We start from the raw sequence: 17704 nt of genomic DNA on the forward strand, positions 1-17704 counted from the left end.
CTCCCCCTGCCTGGTGGTACGACCACCAGCATAAGTTCCCGCTCCCCACGACTATTCCGGACGCCCGAAGCTCATTGCCATGGCGATCGACACCACCACTCCCCCGTCCACCACGACACCCACACCCACACCCACCCCCGCACCCGCGGCCCCCAAGCTCTCCTCCCGCGACAAGCTCGTCCTCTTCGTGCTCTGCGCCGCCCAGTTCATGGTCGCGCTCGACTTCTCCGTGCTGAACGTGGCGCTGCCCGTGCTCGGCGCCGACCTGGGCATGAGCCAGTCCGCGTTGCAGTGGGCGGTGACCGCGTTCGCCCTTCCCTCCGGTGGCTTCCTGCTGCTGTTCGGCCGCACCGGCGACCTCTTCGGCCGCCGCAAGCTGTTCATCGGCGGCTTGGCGCTCTTCGGCCTCGCCTCGCTCCTGGCGACGTTCGCCTGGGACCCGGCGTCCTTCCTCGCCGGACGCGCGCTGCAGGGCGTGGGCGCGGCGGCCATCGTGCCGACCGGCATGTCCCTGCTGACGACGACCTTCCCCGAGGGCCCGCAGCGTGACCGGGCACTTGGCATCTCCGGCACGCTGCTCTCGCTCGGCTTCACGATCGGCATGGTCCTCGGCGGCGTACTCACCGACACGCTCGGCTGGCGCTCCACGATGGGCCTGCTGACCCTCTTCGCGCTGATCGTGCTGCCGCTCGCGCCGGGCCTCCTGCCCGAGTCCCGCACCCCGGAGCGCCCCCGCCTCGACATCCCCGGCGCGGTCACCGTCACCGGCGGTCTGCTCGCCCTGATCTACGCGCTCTCCACGGCGGCCGAGCGCGGCTTCGGCGGCGCGGACGTCATCGTCACGCTGGCAGCCGGTGTGCTGCTGCTCGCCGCCTTCGGCTACGTCGAGTCACGCGCCGCGTCCCCGCTCGTCTCGCTGCCGATGCTGCGGCGCCGCACGGTGGCGTGGGGCAATCTGGGCGGTCTCGTCACCTTCTCGATGATGTCGGCGGTCATCTTCGCCCTCACCCTGTACCTCCAGGAGGTCCTGAAGCTCTCCGCCTTCCAGACGGGTCTCGTCTTCGGCGTGCAGGGCGTGCTCTCCGTGGTCTCCGGGATCTGCGCGCCGAAGGTCATCAGCCGCTTCGGAGCACGCCGTACCCTCGTCGTCTCGCTGCTCGGCCAGGGCCTGTTCATCGCGACGCTGCTCGGCATCGACGAGGGCACCTGGTCGGTCTGGCTCGCGACGGCGGGCGTCTCGGTGGCGAGCATGTTCCACCTGGGCGCGATCATCTCGTACGGCGTGACGGTCACGTCGGGTGTTCCGGACGAGGAACAGGGCCTGGCCACGGGCCTGGTGACGTCCACCCAGCAGGTGGGCATCACGATCGGCATCCCGCTCCTGGGGGTCCTCGCGACCACGGACACGGATCTCCTGGCGGGCACGCGAACGGTGCTCCTGATCGACGCGGCGGTGGTCCTCGTGACGGCGGCCCTGGTGGCGACGGGCCTGCGAACCCGGCGTAACGCCTAGGGCCGGTCGAGACGCAGCCGCACAGCCTTCGGGAGCCCGGCCACCACCAGGTCGTACGAGTCCTCGACCAGCTCCCGGACCATCGCGTCCGGGAGTTCGGCGTCCACCGTCACGGTGTTCCAGTGCCGCTTGTTCATGTGCCAGCCGGGCACGATCTCCGGGTGCGCGGCCCGCAGCTGGACCGCCATGTCCGGGTCGCACTTGAGGTTCACGCTCAGCGGCGTCGCGTCCAGCGAGCTCAGCGCGAACATCTTGCCCGCGACCTTGAACACCGAGGCCTCGGGCCCGAACGGAAACTCCTCCGCCACGTCGTTGAACGACAGGCAGAACGCACGCAGCTCCTGCGGGGTCACCCCGACGCCTCCTTCTCCGCGCCCGCCGGCGCGACCGGCTCCACGAGCACCGTCACGATCTTGTTCCGCCGCCCTGCGGCGGATTCCGCGGTGAGCCGCAGCTCGCGGCCGTCCGGCAGCGGCACGAGCGCCGACGCCCCGGCGATCGGCACCCGGCCGAGGGCCTTGGCGAGCAGACCGCCGACCGTCTCGACGTCCTCGTCGTCGAACTCGTCGAGCCCGAAGAGCTCGCCGAGGTCACCGATGTCGAGGCGCGCGGTGACGCGGTAGCAGCCGTCGTCGAGCTCTTCGACGGGCGGCAGTTCACGGTCGTACTCGTCGGTGATCTCGCCGACGATCTCCTCGAGGATGTCCTCGATGGTGACGATCCCGGCCGTGCCGCCGTACTCGTCGATGACGACGGCGACGTGGTTGCGCTCCTGCTGCATCTCGCGCAGCAGGTCGCCCGCGTTCTTCGTGTCGGGCACGAACGTCGCCGGGCGCATCGCCGTCGACACCAGGTCCGACTCGCTGTCGCGGTTGATGTGCGTCTTGCGGGCCAGGTCCTTGAGATAGACCATGCCGACGACGTCGTCCTCGCTCTCACCCGTCACCGGGATGCGCGAGAAACCGGACCGCAGCGCGAGCGTGAGGGCCTGCCGGATGGTCTTGAAGCGCTCGATGGCGACCAAGTCCGTCCGGGGCACCATGACTTCGCGTACGAGGGTGTCGCCGAGCTCGAAGACGGAGTGCACCATGCGGCGCTCGTCGTCCTCGATGAGCGATTCCTTCTCGGCCAGGTCGACCATCGCGCGCAGCTCGGCCTCGGAGGCGAACGGGCCGCGCCTAAAGCCCTTGCCGGGCGTGAGGGCGTTGCCGATGAGGATCAGGAGCGGCGGGATGGGGCCCATGATGCGGGCCAGCGGCAGCAGGACGTACGCGGCGGCGGTCGCGGCGTTGAGCGGGTGCTGGCGGCCGATGGTGCGCGGCGAGACGCCCACGGCCACGTACGAGACGAGGACCATCACCGCGATGGCGATGGCGAGCGCCTCCCAGGTCTCGGGGAATTCGTTCAGGCAGGCGTACGTCACCAGGGAGGCGGCAGCCATCTCACACGCGACGCGCACGAGCAGCGCCACGTTCAGATAGCGGGTGGGGTCGGCGGCGACCTGCGCGAGCTTCGCGCTGCCGCGCCGCCCGGAGCGGACCGCCTCCTCCGCCCGGAAGCTGGAGACGCGGGCGATGCCCGCCTCGGCGCAGGCCGCGAGCCAGGCGACGACGACCAGGGCGACGGCGCCCGCGATCAACTGGAAGCTCATGGCCTCAGGAGACGGTGGGCGCCGGAGACGGCCCGGTCAGGCCGTTCTCGGCACGCCAGCCGTCGACGATGGCCGCCTGAAGACCGAACATCTCGGCCTTCTCGTCCGGCTCCTCGTGGTCGTACCCGAGCAGGTGCAGCACCCCATGGACGGTGAGCAGCTGGAGCTCCTCGTCCATGGAGTGCTCCGTGGGCGCTTCCTTGCCCTGCTTGATGGCGACCTCGGGGCAGAGCACGATGTCGCCGAGGAGGCCCTGCGGGGGCTCCTCCTCGTCCTTGGCCGGCGGGCGCAGCTCGTCCATGGGGAAGGACATGACGTCCGTCGGTCCCGGCAGGTCCATCCACTGGATGTGGAGCTGCTCCATGGCGTCCTCGTCCACGACGATCACCGAGAGCTCGGAGAGCGGGTGGATGCGCATCCGCGCGAGGGCGTAGCGGGCGATGTCGAGGATCGCCTGCTCGTCGACCTCGGTTCCGGATTCGTTGTTGACGTCGATCGACATGGCGCTGGCTTCGCTACTTCCCGTGTTTCTGGTTCTGCTGTTTCAGGTTCTGCTGGCTGTCGTCGTACTTCTCGTACGCGTCGACGATACGGCCGACGAGCTTGTGCCGTACGACATCGTGGGACGTGAGCCGCGAGAAGTGCACGTCGTCGATGCCCTCCAGGATGTCCTGGACCTGCCGCAGACCGGACTTGGTGCCGTTCGGCAGGTCGACCTGGGTGACGTCGCCCGTGATCACGATCTTCGACTCGAAGCCGAGACGGGTGAGGAACATCTTCATCTGCTCGACGCTGGTGTTCTGCGCCTCGTCGAGAATGATGAAGGCGTCATTGAGCGTGCGACCGCGCATGTACGCCAGCGGCGCCACCTCAATAGTCCCCGCCGCCATCAGCCGAGGAATCGAGTCCGGGTCGAGCATGTCGTGCAGCGCGTCGTACAGCGGGCGCAGGTACGGGTCGATCTTCTCGTAGAGCGTGCCCGGCAGGAAGCCGAGGCGCTCGCCCGCCTCGACGGCGGGGCGGGTCAGGATGATGCGGTTGACCTGCTTGGCCTGGAGGGCCTGCACGGCCTTGGCCATGGCGAGGTAGGTCTTGCCGGTGCCCGCGGGGCCGATGCCGAAGACGATGGTGTTCTTGTCGATCGCGTCGACGTACCGCTTCTGGTTGAGCGTCTTGGGGCGGATCGTGCGGCCGCGGGACGAGAGGATGTTCTGCGTGAGGACCTCGGCCGGGGTCTCCGTGCCGTCGCCCTCTCCTGCCTCGTCCGCCCTGAGCATGGCGATCGAGCGTTCCACTGCGTCCTCCGTCATCGGCTGACCGGTGCGGAGCACCAGCATCATCTCGTCGAACAGGCGCTGGATGAGGGTGACTTCATGGGCGTCACCGACAGCGCTGATCTCATTGCCCCGGACATGGATGTCGGCCGCCGGGAAGGCCTTCTCGATCACGCGCAACAGGGCGTCTCCGGAGCCGAGCACCGTCACCATCGGGTGGTTCGCCGGAACGGTGAAGTGTGCTCGGGCCTGACCCTGGGCAGGGGTACGAGCTGTGGGTGTCTGAGTCATGGGCCGGCACTTAGGCCTGCTCATCCTCCTCATGCGGGGCTTGGTGGCCGCTCGACAGCCTTGCACTGCCAAGGGTACGACGCACCACTGTCACCGCCGTAGGGCTTTTCCACTCCTGTCGCGCGCGACAGCCCCGGCGACTGCTCCGGCTACGCCGACCGGAACCCGATCGTGGGCACGGCACGCCGCAGCGGCCACGGGCGCGTGGCCTCCGGAAGCAGGCCCTCCAGGAACCCGTACCGGTGCAGCGCCACCGGGTCCTGGTCGTCGACCTCCCGCACGGTCCGCCACCACGTGGCGACCTCCGCCCAGCCCGGCGCCGAGAGGGAGCCCCCGAACTCCTGCACCGAGAGCGCCGCCGTGAGCCCCGCGAAGGCGAGCCGGTCGGCGAGCGGCCACCCGGCGAGGGTGCCGGTCACGAAGCCCGCCACGAAGACGTCACCGGCGCCCGTGGGGTCGAGCGCCTCGACCGCGATGGCCGGGACCTCGGCGGTCTCGCCGGTCCTGCCGTCCACCGCGTACGCCCCTTCGGCACCCAGCGTCACCACGGCGAGCGGCACGTGCTCGGTCAGTGCCCGCGCGGCGGCCCGGGGGCACTGCGTACGGGTGTACCGCATGGCTTCCTCCGCGTTCGGCAGGAACGCCTCGCAGTGCGCCAGGTCCGGGAGTCCCGCGAGGTCCCAGCGCCCGGTGTCGTCCCAGCCGACGTCGGCGAAGATCCGCGTGCCCGAGCGCGCGGCCCCGGCGATCCACGGCGCGCGCGTGCCGGGCGTCAGGGAGGCGACGGCGGCACGCGCGCGTGGCGGGCATGTCGGGGCGCCGCCGTCCGGACAATCGGCGTCGGGCGGCGGCTGGTGGCCGTGGCTGACCATGGTCCGCTCGCCCTCGTACGCCATGGACACGGTCACCGGTGAGTGCCAGCCGGGGACGGTGCGTGACGTCGCGAGGTCGATGCCCTCGCCCTGTTCGAGCGCGTCCCAGCAGTACTCCCCGTAGTGGTCGTCCCCGAAGGCCGCCGCGAGCGAGGTGCGCAGGCCGAGCCGGGCAAGGGCGGTCGCCATGTTGGCGACGCCGCCGGGGCTCGAGCCCATCCCGCGCGCCCAGGACTCGGTGCCGCGTACGGGCGCGGAGTCGAGCCCGGTGAAGATGATGTCGAGGAAGACCGTGCCGGTGAGGAAGACGTCGCAGGGCGGATCGCCTGCTCTGCGGGCTGCCTTGAGCGGGTCGATGCTGGGTTTGAGAGGTACGACCATGCAGGGACCGTAACGGACGGACGCCGCGCGGTCTTGTTGAAGACCGCCCCGGCGGCGATCAGTCGAACGAATAATCCGCGACCTCGGCGATGTACCGAGCCCGCAGTGCCTCTTCCTCCGCGCTCCCGTCGAGGAAGGACGCCTCGAACGAGTTCCGCGCGAGTTCCCGCAGCCGCTCCTGGTCGAGGGACAGGGCTTCCCGTACGGCGTGGAAGGTGTCGTCGACGTAGCCGCCGAAGTACGCGGGGTCGTCGGAGTTGACCGTGCACAGCAGCCCGGCGTCCATCATCCGCGCGAGGGGGTGCTCTTCGAGTACGTCGATGGCGCGCAGCCGGACGTTGGACAGCGGGCAGAGGGTGAGCGGCACCCGGTCCCGCACCAGGCGTTCCACCAGCTGCGGGTCCTCCATGCACCGCAGCCCGTGGTCGATGCGCTCGACGCCCAGGATGTCCAGGGCCTCCGTGATGTACGCGGGCGGGCCCTCCTCGCCCGCGTGCGCGACCCGGCGCAGACCGAGCGCGGCAGCCGCCTCGTACACCTCGCGGAACTTGGCGGGCGGGTGGCCGACCTCGGCGGAGTCGAGTCCGACGCCGACGATGCGGTGGAGATGGGGCCGCGCGGCCTCCAGGGTCTCCAGGGCCGATTCGGCGGACTGGTCCCTCAGGAAGCACATGATGAGCCGGGTCGAGATGCCGTGCCGCTCGGCGCTGCGGTCGAGGGCGCGTCCGAGCCCTTCGATCACCGTCCCGATGGCGACGCCGCGGGCCATGTGGGCCTGCGGGTCGAAGAAGATCTCGGCGTGCCGCACGCCCTGCCGGGCAGCCCGCGCCAGATAGGCGTCGGCGAGCTCCTCGAAGTCTTCCTCGGTCCGCAGCACGGCCATGAGCCCGTAGTACAGATCGAGGAAGGACTGCAGATCATCGAAGAGGTAGGCCTTGCGGAGCTCTTCGGTGTCCGCGTACGGGAGGGTGACGCCGTTGCGGGCGGCGAGGGAGAAGGCCAGCTCGGGTTCGAGCGTCCCCTCGATGTGGAGGTGGAGTTCGGCTTTGGGAAGGGGCATGACGGCGGCTCACTCAGGTGGTTCGTTTGGGCAGAGGTACACGCAACAGGTCTTGTGCGACGGTGAGTTCACCGTCGAACCCCGCGTCCCGGGCCTGTTGCTCGAATACGCCGGGGTCGGGGTAACGCTGGCTGAAGTGGGTCAGTACGAGATGCCGCACGCCGCAGTCCACGGCGACCCGGGCGGCCTGCCCTGCGGTCAAGTGCCCGTGGTCGAGGGCAAGTTGTTCGTCCGCGTCCAGGAAGGTGGACTCGATGACGAGCATGTCGCAGCCGTCGGCAAGGGCGTGGACGCCGTCGCAGAGCCGGGTGTCCATCACGAAGGCGAACTTCTGCCCCCGCCGTACCGAGCTCACCTCTTCGAGCGCGACGCCGCGCAGCACGCCTTCCCGCTGCAGGCGTCCGACGTCGGGGCCCGCGATGCCGCGCGCGGCGAGCAGCTCCGGGAGTATGCGCCTCCCGTCGGGCTCGGTGATGCGGTAGCCGAAGGACTCGACGGGGTGCGAGAGCTTGACGGCGTCGAGCGCGAACGAGGGGGTGAGCGCCAACCGGCCGTCGCCTGCGACGGGTTGCTCGACGAGGGGGACGGTCTCGCGATAGGCGGTGGCGTACCGCAGCCGGTCGAAGAAGGCCTGACCGGAGCGCGGGAAGTGCACGGTCACGTCATGCGGGACCCGGTCCAGGTTGATCCGCTGGATGACGCCGGGCAGCCCGAGCGAGTGATCACCATGGAAATGCGTGACGCAGATCCGGTGCAGGTCGTGCGCGGCGACCCCGGCACGCAGCATCTGCCGCTGCGTGCCCTCGCCGGGGTCGAAGAGGATGCCCTGCCCGTCCCAGAGCAGGACGTAGCCGTTGTGGTTGCGGTGCCGGGTGGGGACTTGGCTGGCGGTGCCGAGGACCACCAATTCGCGTGCGGACAAGGCGAGTTATCCCGTTGTCTCGTTATCCCGTTATCCCGGAGGCCACTGCAGGCCGCGTCCGCCGAGGACGTGGGCGTGCGCGTGGAAGACGGTCTGTCCCGCGCCGGTGCCGGTGTTGAAGACGATGCGATAGCTCTCCGCCTTCTCCTCGGCGGCGACCTCGCCGGCCTCGCGGAGGACGTCGGCGGCGATGGTGGGTTCGGCGGCGGCGAGGGCGGCGGCGTCGGGGTAGTGCGCCTTGGGGATGATCAGGACGTGGCTGGGGGCCTGCGGGTTGATGTCCCGGAAGGCGACGGTCGTGTCCGTCTCCTTCACGAGGGTCGCGGGCACCTCGCCCGCGACGATCTTGCAGAACAGGCAGTCAGCCTGCGGTTCTCCCGCCATGGGGCGCCTCCGGTCCTAGCTGGTTGTACTGGCCCCCCGCATGCTATCCGGGCTGCGCCCACGCCTGGCCCCCTCCCTTGGCCCCCGGCGGCCGGCCCCCTACCGAACAAGCTTTCCCGCCCACCCGCCCGCCCACCCGATTGCCCCGCAGCGACCATCGATTGGCCGCAGTCGCGAGCGCTCCGGGGCCGAAGCAGCCCCGCAGCCACCGGACGACAGCGAGGACGCCTCACGACCCCGGCAGCTCCGGTGCCGTCTTCGGTGGGGTCGTCTCCAGGGCCGCCAGCGCCAGGCGGATCGCCTCGTCCAACTGGGGGTCCCTGCCTGCCGCGTAGTCCTCCGGTGTCGTCACCACCTCGACGTCCGGGTCCACCCCGTAGTTCTCGACGCCCCAGCCGTATCCCTCCAGCCAGAACGCGTACTTCGGCTGCGTCACCAGCGTCCCGTCGACCAGGCGGTACCTGCTGTCGATGCCGATCACGCCGCCCCACGTCCGCGTGCCCACCACGGGACCGATCCCCAACGCCTTGATCGCCGCGTTCACGATGTCCCCGTCGGAACCGGAGAATTCGTTGGCGACAGCGACGACGGGTCCGCGTGGCGCGTCCGCCGGGTAGCTGAACGGCCGTGTGCCCCGCGGCAGGTCCCAGCCCACGATCTTCCGGGCCAGTTTCTCGACCACCAGTTGGGACGTGTGCCCGCCCCGGTTCTCCCGTACGTCCACCACGAGACCGTCCCTGGCCACCTCCACCCGCAGGTCCCGGTGGATCTGCGCCCAGCCGGGAGCCTGCATGTCCGGCACGTGGAGGTAGCCGAGCCGCCCGCCTGACCGCTCGTGGACGTACGCACGCCGGTCGACGACCCACGCGTGGTACCGCAACGGCTCCTCGTCGTCGACCGGGATCACCACCGCGTGCCGTGGATCGCCCCCGCCCGCGGGCGACACCGTGAGCTCCACCGGCTTCCCCGCCGTACCCACCAGCAAGGGTCCGGGTCCCGCCACCGGATCGACCGGCCGGCCCGCCACCGCAAGGAGCGCGTCTCCCGCCCGCACCGCCACCCCCGGCGCGGCGAGCGGCGACTGGGCGGCCGGGTCCGACGTCTCGGAGGGGAGGATCCGGTCGATCCGCCACGCCCCGTCCTCGCCCCGCGAGACATCCGCGCCGAGCAGCCCCTGCCGCACCGCCGAACTTCCCCAGGCCCCGCCCCCCATGACGTACGCGTGCGAGGTGCCGAGTTCCCCGGCGACCTCCCACAGCAGGTCGACGAGGTCGTCGTGCGTGGCCACCCGGTCGAGCACCGGACGGTACCGGTCGAGGACGCCGTCCCAGTCGACCCCGCCCAGGTCGGGCCGCCAGAAGTTGTCCCGCATGAGGCGCCCGGCCTCGTCGTACATCTGGCGCCACTCCGCAGCCGGATCGACCGTCTGCCGGACCCGCGTGAGGTCGACGGTGATGTTCGAGTCGGAGCTCTCGTCACCGGAGGCCCGACGGTCGCTCGGCACGACCTTCAGCTTTCCGTCGGCCCACAGCAGCACCCGCTTGCCGTCCCCGCTGACGGCGAAGTGGTCGGCGTCCGACGCCAGTTCCTCGATGCGCTGCTGTACGAGGTCGTAGCGCTCGAGCTCGGTCTGCGGGTCGGGGTCCGTCGGCGTGGCGCGGGACGCGCCGAGGACGCCCCGCACGGGGTGCCGCAGCCACAGGACGCCGTCCTTGGCGGCCCTCAGGGTCGAGTAACGGGCGGCCTCGACCGGGAACGGCACGATGCGGTCGGCCAGGCCGTCGAGGTCGATGCGGGTGACGGGCGAGCCCTCGCTGTCCGGGGTCTCGTCCTTGTCGGGCGCCTCGAAGGGCCGCCCGTGCCGCTGCGGCCCGAAGGGTGAGGGTGTGGTGGCGGCCAGCGTGATCAAGTACGGCCGCGAACCTCCTACGAAGGCGAGGTCGAAGACGTGCTCGTCGTAGACAGGGTCGAAGGCCCGCGCGGACAGGAACGCCAGATGCTTGCCGTCAAGCGTGAACGCGGGCGCGTAGTCACGGAACCGCAGCGGAGTCGCGTCGGACACCGAGAGGTCGGCCGTGTTGGCCAGCTTCAGCTGGCGCAGCGGACGCGGCCCCGGATGCGACCACGCCAGCCAGGCCGAGTCCGGCGAGAAGACGAGCCCGGTGGCGTCCCCGTCCTCCCCGCGGTCGACCTCGCGCACCTCCCCGCTCTCCCGCTCGACGAGCAGCACCCGCCCGTCGTGCGAGGCGACGGCGGCCCGGCTGCCGTCGGGTGCCATGGCGAGGCCGAGCACCCGGCCCAGCTGCCCGGCGGCGATCCTGCGGGGCGTGGCACCCGGCGCGAGGCCCGTGGCGGGCGCGAACTGGAGCGCGTCGTCGCCCTCCGCGTCCGTCACCCACACGACGTGTTCCTCGCCGTCGACGCGGAACGTGCGCGGCAGCCGTGCGCGCACTCCGTGCTCGGCGGCGAGCGCGCGGGCGGGCCCCTCGCGGTGGGTCACCCAGTGCACGCCGCCGCGCACGGAGACGGCGCTGCCGCGTCCCGTGTGGTCGGGAGCGGCGGCGCCGAACCAGCGCGCGGCGCTCACGGGGAACGGCTGGAGGTCGGTGCGCTGGCCGCCGAGGCGGACGTCGACGCGGCGCGGCTCGGCGTCCACCAGGTCGTCAAGGAGCCAGAGTTCACCCGCGGACGCGTACACGACGCGGGTGCCGTCGGTGGCGGCGTGCCGGGCGTAGAAGCTGTCGACGCCGGTGTGCCGGCGCAGATCGGAGCCGTCGGGCAGCGAGGAGTAGACGGCGCCGACGCCTTCGTGATCGGAGAGGAAGGCGATACGCTCCCCCACCCACAGCGGGTACTCGATGTTCCCGTCGAGCTCTTCATGGACGCGTACGAAGCGGTCGTCGCCGCCCTCGTCGCCGGTACCGCCGTCCCCGGCACCGCCGCGCCGGATCCAGAGCTTGCCCGCCGTGCCGCCGCGGTACCGCTTCCACCAGGCGGCCTCGCGCCCCATCGGCGCGGAGAGCAGGAGGAGTTGGCCCTCCCGTGGGCCGTACGCGACGTCCCCCACGACTCCGTACGGCAGCGTGTCCGCGGGCCCGCCGTCCAGCGGTACGGCCCGCGCCCAGCTGCGGCGCAGCGAGGCCTGGCCGGACGTGCTGACGGCGAGAACCCGCCCGTCCGGGGTCCAGCCGCGCACGGACGTCCGTGAACTGCCCCAATACGTGAGGCGCTTGGACGACCCGCCGTCGACGGGAGCGACATGCACCTCGGGGGAGCCGTCACGCGTGGACGTCCACGCGATGGTCGTCCCGTCCTGGGAGATGCGGGGGTGGTTCACCGGCATGTTGTCGGCGCTGACGCGCCATGCCCGGCCACCGTCGAGGGGCGCGACCCAGACGTCGTCCTCGGCGGTGAAGGCGACCAACTCGCCGCGCAGATGCGGAAACCGGAGATACGCGGGGTGTCCAGTCAGTGTCACGCAGCCAGCCTAGGCAGCCTCGGCGGAGCCGGGCAGGGTTTTGGATCACTTGCCCCTGCATGAGCACGTCGGATCGGGCTGCTGCGGCGGCGGGTCGGGCGTGGCGGTCACCGTGACGGTCGCCGCGGGCGGCTGGTCGGGCTCATCCGGCTGGTCCGGATCCTCGGGCTGCTCCGGTTCGTCGCCTCCGGCGCAGTCGCCGAGTACGTCCACGCGGAACCACTCCTTGCCGTCGACCTTGGCGGTGAGGTTCCCGCGTACGCAGTGTCCGTCGACGACGGACCACACCGAGCCCTTGACGGTGACCTCGCTGGTGTTGTCCGAACCCTTTCCGTTCCTGGCCTGCCCCTGGCAGTCGACGGTGACGGCGGTGTCGCGGTCCGGAGAGCCGCTGGACGGTGTGACCCGGTCCTTGTAGCGGGCGTTACAGCTGATCCACAGCACGTCGAGGTGCTGCCGCTCCAGCTCCTTGGTCGCCATTTCGTCGGTGGTGATCGCGACGGCCGCGGTGTTCATGCCTCCATCGACCGGGTCGCACGCGGTGACCCCGATCACCGCCGCCCCCGCGAACCCGACGGCGTACAGCACCCGCCGGCGCCGTCCGCGTACGTCCACCGCACGATCACGTAAGCGCCTCAATGCCCCCATAGGCGGCAGAGTGCCACTACTAGCCGCGTGACGGTAGACCCCTTTGCGTCCACTCCCCCGGGTTCCGCCCCGGCGGGTTCAGGACCAGCGGCCCGTGCGTCCCAGGAGCAGTGCGGCCGCCGCCGTCCCCGCGGTCGACGTACGCAACACGCTGCGCCCCAGGCGGTACGGCTTCGCGCCCGCGTCCGCGAAGGACGCCAGTTCGTCCGGGGATACGCCGCCCTCGGGGCCGACCACGAGGACGATGTGCCCGGCCGTCGGGAGGTCGGCTGTGGCCAGCGGTTCGCTGCCCTCCTCGTGCAGGACCGCGGCGAGGTCGGCGGAGGCGAGCAGCGCCGCCACCTGCTTGGTCGACGCGGCCTCCGCGACCTCGGGGAAGCGCACCCGGCGCGACTGCTTGCCCGCCTCGCGCGCCGTGGCACGCCACTTGCCGAGCGCCTTGAGGCCGCGCTCGCCCTTCCACTGTGTGATGCAGCGCGACGCGGACCAGGGCACGATCGCGTCGACGCCGGTCTCCGTCATGGTCTCGACGGCGAGTTCACCGCGATCCCCCTTGGGCAGCGCCTGTACGACGGTGATCCGGGGCTCCTGCGGCGCCTCTTCCTGTACGGAGTCCATCCGCAGGATCAGCCGGTCCTTGCCCTCGGTGTCCAGGACCACGCACTCGGCCCAGCGCCCGGCCCCGTCGGTCAGGACGACGTCCTCACCGGCGTGCAGCCGCTTCACGGAGACGGCATGGCGTCCTTCGGGACCGTCGAGTACGTAGCGCCCCTCGCCGCCCGCGGCCGTGTTCTCGAAGGTCTCGAAGGTCTCGAAGGTCTCGACGACGAAGACGGGCGCGGTCACGCCTGGCTCCCGGGGTGGGTCCCCTGCTGCCCCCCGGCCGCCAACACGTCCTTCGCCGCGGCCAGTTCGGCCGCGAGGACCTCCACGAGCTGCCCCGCGGGAAGCTCCCGCGCCATGCGGTGGCCCTGCCCCGCCCACAGCGCCATGCCCTGCGCGTCACCGGCCTTGGCCGCGGCCTTGCGCAGGCCGCTGGTGAGGTGGTGGATCTGGGGGTAGGCGGCGGGGGCGTAAGGGCCGTGCTCGCGCATGAAGCGGTTGACCAGGCCCCGCGCGGGGCGTCCTGAGAAGGCGCGGGTCAGTTCGGTCCGGGTGAACAGCGGGTTGGTCATGGCCTGCTTGTGCAGGACGTTCGCGCCCGACTCGGGGCAGACCAGGAAGGCCGTGCCGAGCTGCGCGGCGTCCGCGCCTGCCGCGAGCACCGCGGCGATCTGCGAGCCGCGCATCAGACCGCCGGCCGCGACGACGGGGATCTGCACGGTGTCGCGCACCTGCGCGATGAGCGAGAGAAGGCCGATTCCGGCGCCGTCCGTCTCGGGGTTGTCGCGGTGCGTGCCCTGGTGGCCACCGGCCTCGATGCCCTGCACACACACGGCGTCGGCGCCCGACCACTGGGCGGTCTGCGCCTCTTCGGGCGAGGTGACGGTGGCGACGGTGATGGTGCCGACCCGCGCGAAGGCGTCGAAGACGTCGCGGGTGGGGCAGCCGAAGGTGAACGACACCAGCGGCACCGGGTCCTCGACGAGGATCGCGAGCTTGGCGTCGTAGCCGTCGTCGCGTCCGCTGTCCGGATCGCCGAGCTGCGTCTCGTACCAGGCGGCCTCACCGGCGAGCTGGTTGCGGTAGACGTCGACGGCGGCGGCGTCGGCGTACTCGGGCTGCGGCATGAACAGATTCACGCCGAACGGGCGGCTCGTGAGCCCCCGCAGCTGTTTGATCTCCTGGTACATCCCGTCGGCGGTTTTGTACCCGGCGGCGAGATATCCGAGCCCCCCGGCCTCGGACACGGCCGCGGCGAGCTGGGGGCACGAAGCGCCGCCCGCCATGGGGGCCTGCACGATCGGAAGGCGGCAGAGATCGGTCAGTGCGGAGGACATGAACGCATCGTGCCATGCCCTGGGCGGGCGGCCGAATCGCCCCTTGCGCCTTGCCCGCGGGCGCCTGCGGCGGGCTACAGACTTTCCCGCCCACCCACCCGGCACCCCGCAGAAATCGGCAATGCTCCGGCGCCGGAGGGCAAACCCTCCGGCACCGGAGCACCGAAATCTCAGCGACCGTTGAACGCGTCCTTGAGGCGTGAGAACAAGCCCTGCTGCCCCGGCTGGAACTGCCCCGTGGGCCGCTCCTCGCCCCGCAGCACCGCCAGCTCCCGAAGGACCCGCTCCTGCTCCGCGTCCAGCTTGCTCGGCGTGAGGACCTCGACGTGCACGATGAGGTCTCCGCGACCGCCGCCCCGCAGGTGCGTGATGCCCCTGCCGTGCAGCGGCACCGACTGACCGGACTGCGTGCCCGGCCGGATGTCGACCTCTTCCAGGCCGTCCAGCGTCTCCAGGGGCACCTTGGTGCCCAGAGCCGCGGCCGTCATCGGGATGGTGACCGTGCAGTGCAGATCGTCCCCGCGCCGCTGGAACACGGCGTGCGGCAGCTCGTGGATCTCCACGTACAGGTCGCCGGCGGGGCCGCCGCCGGGGCCGACCTCGCCCTCGCCCGCGAGCTGGATCCGCGTGCCGTTGTCGACACCGGCGGGGATCTTCACGGTGAGCGTCCGCCGCGACCGGATGCGGCCGTCGCCGGCGCACTCGGGGCACGGAGTGGGCACGACCGTGCCGAAGCCCTGGCACTGCGGGCACGGCCGCGACGTCATGACCTGACCGAGGAAGGACCGCGTGACCTGCGACACCTCGCCGCGACCGCGGCACATGTCACACGTTTGAGCGGATGTCCCCGGCGCGGCACCTTCACCGCTGCAGCTCGTACAGACGACCGCCGTGTCGACCTGTATGTCCTTGGTGGTCCCGAAGGCCGCCTCGTCCAGGTCGATCTCGAGCCGGATCATGGCGTCCTGGCCACGGCGCGTGCGCGACCGGGGGCCGCGCTGCGACGCCGTCCCGAAGAACGCGTCCATGATGTCCGAGAAGTTGCCGAAGCCACCGGCCCCGAAACCGCCCGCGCCCCCGCCTGCGCCCTGCTGGGACAGCGGGTCGCCGCCGAGGTCGTAGACCTGCTTCTTCTGCGGGTCCGACAACACCTCGTACGCGGCGTTGATCTCCTTGAAGCGCTCCTGAGTCTTCGGATCCGGATTCACGTCCGGGTGAAGCTCTCGCGCAAGCCTCCGGAAGGCCTTCTTGATCTCGTCCTGGGAAGCGTCGCGGCGCACGCCTAGTACGGCGTAGTAGTCCGTGGCCACTTACGACTCCGCCAGGATCTGTCCGACGTAACGTGCCACTGCGCGTACTGCTCCCATCGTTCCCGGATAGTCCATGCGGGTCGGGCCGACCACGCCGAGTTTGGCTACTGCCTCGCTGCCCGAACCGTAGCCGACGGAGACCACGGAAGTGGAGCTGAGTCCCTCATGGGCGTTCTCGTGACCGATCCGTACGGTCATGCCCGAATCCGTGGCCTCGCCAAGCAACTTGAGCAGGACGACCTGCTCCTCAAGAGCCTCCAGGACGGGCCTGATGGTGAGGGGAAAGTCATGTCCGAAGCGGGTGAGATTGGCCGTTCCGCCGATCATCAGCCGCTCCTCGGTCTCCTCGACGAGGGTTTCGAGGAGGGTGGAGAGCACCGTCGCCACCGTGCCCCGGTCCTCCGCGTCGAAGGACTCCGTCATGTCCTGCACCAGCTGCGGCACATCCGCGAAGCGGCGGCCCGCGACCCGGCTGTTGAGCCGCGCCCGCAGATCCGCGAGCGAGGTCTCGCCGAACGGTGCGGGACAGTCGATCATGCGCTGCTCGACCCGGCCCGTGTCCGTGATCAGTACGAGCATCAGGCGGGCGGGAGCCAGCGAGAGCAGCTCCACGTGCCGCACCGTCGAGCGGGTGAGGGACGGATACTGCACGACCGCGACCTGCCGGGTCAGCTGCGCGAGCAGCCGCACCGTGCGCGCCACGACGTCGTCGAGGTCGACGGCGCCGTCGAGGAAGTTCTGGATGGCCCTGCGCTCCGGCGCCGCCATCGGCTTGACGCCCGCGAGCTTGTCGACGAAGAGGCGGTACCCCTTGTCGGTCGGGATGCGGCCCGCGCTCGTGTGGGGCTGGGCGATGAACCCTTCCTCCTCCAGCGCCGCCATGTCGTTGCGGACCGTGGCCGGGGAGACCCCGAGGCTGTGCCGCTCGGTGAGCGCCTTGGAGCCGACGGGCTCCTCGGTGCCGACGTAGTCGTGGACGATGGCGCGCAGCACCTCGAGCCTGCGTTCATTCAGCATCCGCGCACACCTCCACCGTTTTGCCCTGAAACCTGTCTGCCCTGCGGCTGTGCCTGGCACTCCCCGCGGGCGAGTGCCAGCCTGTACCGCGCCCAGTGTACGGCCGCGAGGTACGACCCCGGCAAGGGCCGGACCTCCTGTGTCGGTCCGGCAGGCGAGGCGGCGGCTGCCAAGGCGCCCGTGCGGGGCTAGCGTCGACTCATGGACGTGGCACTGGCTTGGGACGAGGCGGGCTGGGAGCGGCTCGCGCCGCATGTGGGACGGCGGCGCCTCCCGGTGTGGGACTGCACGGCGGGCCTTGTCGTCGGCGGCGAATCGGCGCTGATGATCGAGGCGGGGGCGACCCTGCGCGAGGGGGCACAGTTGCGCACCCAGGCGCGCGACATCCTCGGCGGGGGCCGCCGGGTCACGCACCTCGCTCTGACGCACCCGCACTTCGACCATGTCCTTGGCGCCGCGGCGTTCGCGGGCGTGGAGGTGTACGGCGCGGTCGGCCTCGACGCTCTCCTCGCGAGGGGCCGCGACGAACTGCGCCACGATGCCGTGCGGCAGGGCGTCGACCCGGACGCGGCCGCGGAGGCCGCCGATCTGCTCGTCCACCCGCACCACCTGGTGTGCGGGGAGTGGACGCTCGACCTGGGCGGCGGGGTGCAGGTGCTGCTCGCGAACGTCGGCCCGGGGCACTCGGGCCACGACCTGGCGGTCCTGGTCCCCGGCACGGACAGCTCTCCGGAGATCGTCTTCTGCGGAGACCTGGTCGAGGAGTCGGGCGAACCGCAGGCGGGGACGGACGCGGTCCCGAAGCGATGGCCGGCGGCGCTCGACCGGCTCCTCTCCCTGGGCGGGGAGGACGCGCTGTACGTGCCGGGGCACGGTGCGGTGGTCGATGCGGCTTTTGTCCGTGCGCAACGCGCCACACTGGCGGCCCGCTTCGGCGTGTCGTAGCCGGTCGTACGCCACTTC

16 protein-coding genes are annotated in these 17704 nt (G+C 71.2%); 2 read left to right on the top strand and 14 right to left on the bottom strand.

The window, feature by feature from the left end; translation table 11 throughout:
* Nucleotides 1–79 precede the first annotated feature (79 nt).
* On the top strand, nucleotides 80–1513 hold the full coding sequence (locus E5671_RS17850; RefSeq protein WP_160504962.1) for an MFS transporter: 1434 nt from the start codon (nucleotides 80–82) through the stop codon (nucleotides 1511–1513).
* Here E5671_RS17850 and E5671_RS17855 read toward each other — a convergent pair.
* The 14 genes from E5671_RS17855 to hrcA form a co-directional block, all read right to left on the bottom strand.
* Entirely contained in the window at nucleotides 1510–1866 is a 357-nt protein-coding gene (locus tag E5671_RS17855) for an MmcQ/YjbR family DNA-binding protein (RefSeq protein WP_160504963.1), read from the bottom strand. The genes E5671_RS17850 and E5671_RS17855 overlap by 4 nt on opposite strands.
* Nucleotides 1863–3164 (bottom strand): hemolysin family protein, encoded by a 1302-nt coding sequence (locus tag E5671_RS17860; protein ID WP_160504964.1) that lies wholly within the window; start codon nucleotides 3162–3164, stop codon nucleotides 1863–1865. Before E5671_RS17860 ends, E5671_RS17855 begins: the two co-directional genes overlap by 4 nt.
* Nucleotides 3165–3168: 4 nt before the next feature.
* Nucleotides 3169–3666 carry an rRNA maturation RNase YbeY gene (ybeY, locus tag E5671_RS17865; protein ID WP_160504965.1) on the bottom strand — a complete coding sequence of 166 codons (498 nt, stop codon included), beginning with the start codon at nucleotides 3664–3666 and terminating at the stop codon, nucleotides 3169–3171.
* A gap of 13 nt (nucleotides 3667–3679) precedes the next feature.
* On the bottom strand, nucleotides 3680–4729 hold the full coding sequence (locus E5671_RS17870; RefSeq protein ID WP_160504966.1) for a PhoH family protein: 1050 nt from the start codon (nucleotides 4727–4729) through the stop codon (nucleotides 3680–3682).
* A gap of 149 nt (nucleotides 4730–4878) precedes the next feature.
* Nucleotides 4879–5982: a carbohydrate kinase family protein gene (locus E5671_RS17875; RefSeq protein WP_160504967.1), complete on the bottom strand. Its 1104-nt coding sequence runs from the start codon at nucleotides 5980–5982 to the stop codon at nucleotides 4879–4881.
* 58 nt (nucleotides 5983–6040) lie between these two features.
* Complete coding sequence (locus tag E5671_RS17880; protein ID WP_160504968.1) at nucleotides 6041–7042, bottom strand: adenosine deaminase; 1002 nt, start codon at nucleotides 7040–7042, stop codon at nucleotides 6041–6043.
* Nucleotides 7043–7055: 13 nt separating this feature from the next.
* On the bottom strand, nucleotides 7056–7964 hold the full coding sequence (locus E5671_RS17885) for a ribonuclease Z (RefSeq protein WP_160504969.1): 909 nt from the start codon (nucleotides 7962–7964) through the stop codon (nucleotides 7056–7058).
* A gap of 30 nt (nucleotides 7965–7994) precedes the next feature.
* Nucleotides 7995–8348 (bottom strand): histidine triad nucleotide-binding protein, encoded by a 354-nt coding sequence (locus E5671_RS17890; protein WP_160504970.1) that lies wholly within the window; start codon nucleotides 8346–8348, stop codon nucleotides 7995–7997.
* A gap of 229 nt (nucleotides 8349–8577) precedes the next feature.
* Nucleotides 8578–11826, bottom strand: a complete 3249-nt coding sequence (locus tag E5671_RS17895; RefSeq protein ID WP_443032648.1) for a S41 family peptidase — start codon at nucleotides 11824–11826, stop codon at nucleotides 8578–8580.
* 45 nt (nucleotides 11827–11871) lie between these two features.
* Nucleotides 11872–12441 carry a hypothetical protein gene (locus E5671_RS17900; RefSeq protein ID WP_336605777.1) on the bottom strand — a complete coding sequence of 190 codons (570 nt, stop codon included), beginning with the start codon at nucleotides 12439–12441 and terminating at the stop codon, nucleotides 11872–11874.
* A 111-nt stretch (nucleotides 12442–12552) separates the two neighbouring features.
* Nucleotides 12553–13320: a 16S rRNA (uracil(1498)-N(3))-methyltransferase gene (locus E5671_RS17905; protein ID WP_160504971.1), complete on the bottom strand. Its 768-nt coding sequence runs from the start codon at nucleotides 13318–13320 to the stop codon at nucleotides 12553–12555.
* Nucleotides 13317–14414, bottom strand: a complete 1098-nt coding sequence (locus E5671_RS17910; protein ID WP_160504972.1) for a nitronate monooxygenase — start codon at nucleotides 14412–14414, stop codon at nucleotides 13317–13319. The genes E5671_RS17905 and E5671_RS17910 overlap by 4 nt, the downstream gene beginning before the upstream one ends.
* Before the next feature lie 170 nt (nucleotides 14415–14584).
* Nucleotides 14585–15724: a molecular chaperone DnaJ gene (gene dnaJ / locus E5671_RS17915; RefSeq protein ID WP_160504973.1), complete on the bottom strand. Its 1140-nt coding sequence runs from the start codon at nucleotides 15722–15724 to the stop codon at nucleotides 14585–14587.
* Complete coding sequence (hrcA, locus tag E5671_RS17920) at nucleotides 15725–16741, bottom strand: heat-inducible transcriptional repressor HrcA (RefSeq protein ID WP_160504974.1); 1017 nt, start codon at nucleotides 16739–16741, stop codon at nucleotides 15725–15727.
* 201 nt (nucleotides 16742–16942) lie between these two features.
* On the opposite strand from hrcA, the gene E5671_RS17925 reads away from it, so the two are divergent.
* Nucleotides 16943–17686, top strand: a complete 744-nt coding sequence (locus tag E5671_RS17925) for an MBL fold metallo-hydrolase (protein ID WP_160504975.1) — start codon at nucleotides 16943–16945, stop codon at nucleotides 17684–17686.
* The last annotated feature ends 18 nt before the right edge of the window (nucleotides 17687–17704 follow it).

It is taken from the genome of Streptomyces sp. BA2 (assembly GCF_009769735.1).
In the GTDB taxonomy this organism is placed as follows: Bacteria; Actinomycetota; Actinomycetes; order Streptomycetales; family Streptomycetaceae; genus Streptomyces.

What these genes read in the sequence shown, in the direction of transcription:
- E5671_RS17850 (WP_160504962.1), top strand. Translation starts at nt 80, where the DNA reads ATGGCGATCGACACCACCACTCCCCCGTCCACCACGACACCCACACCC.
- E5671_RS17860 (WP_160504964.1), bottom strand. Translation starts at nt 3,164, where the DNA reads ATGAGCTTCCAGTTGATCGCGGGCGCCGTCGCCCTGGTCGTCGTCGCC.
- ybeY (WP_160504965.1), bottom strand. Translation starts at nt 3,666, where the DNA reads ATGTCGATCGACGTCAACAACGAATCCGGAACCGAGGTCGACGAGCAG.
- E5671_RS17870 (WP_160504966.1), bottom strand. Translation starts at nt 4,729, where the DNA reads ATGACTCAGACACCCACAGCTCGTACCCCTGCCCAGGGTCAGGCCCGA.
- E5671_RS17875 (WP_160504967.1), bottom strand. Translation starts at nt 5,982, where the DNA reads ATGGTCGTACCTCTCAAACCCAGCATCGACCCGCTCAAGGCAGCCCGC.
- E5671_RS17880 (WP_160504968.1), bottom strand. Translation starts at nt 7,042, where the DNA reads ATGCCCCTTCCCAAAGCCGAACTCCACCTCCACATCGAGGGGACGCTC.
- E5671_RS17890 (WP_160504970.1), bottom strand. Translation starts at nt 8,348, where the DNA reads ATGGCGGGAGAACCGCAGGCTGACTGCCTGTTCTGCAAGATCGTCGCG.
- E5671_RS17910 (WP_160504972.1), bottom strand. Translation starts at nt 14,414, where the DNA reads ATGTCCTCCGCACTGACCGATCTCTGCCGCCTTCCGATCGTGCAGGCC.
- hrcA (WP_160504974.1), bottom strand. Translation starts at nt 16,741, where the DNA reads ATGCTGAATGAACGCAGGCTCGAGGTGCTGCGCGCCATCGTCCACGAC.
- E5671_RS17925 (WP_160504975.1), top strand. Translation starts at nt 16,943, where the DNA reads ATGGACGTGGCACTGGCTTGGGACGAGGCGGGCTGGGAGCGGCTCGCG.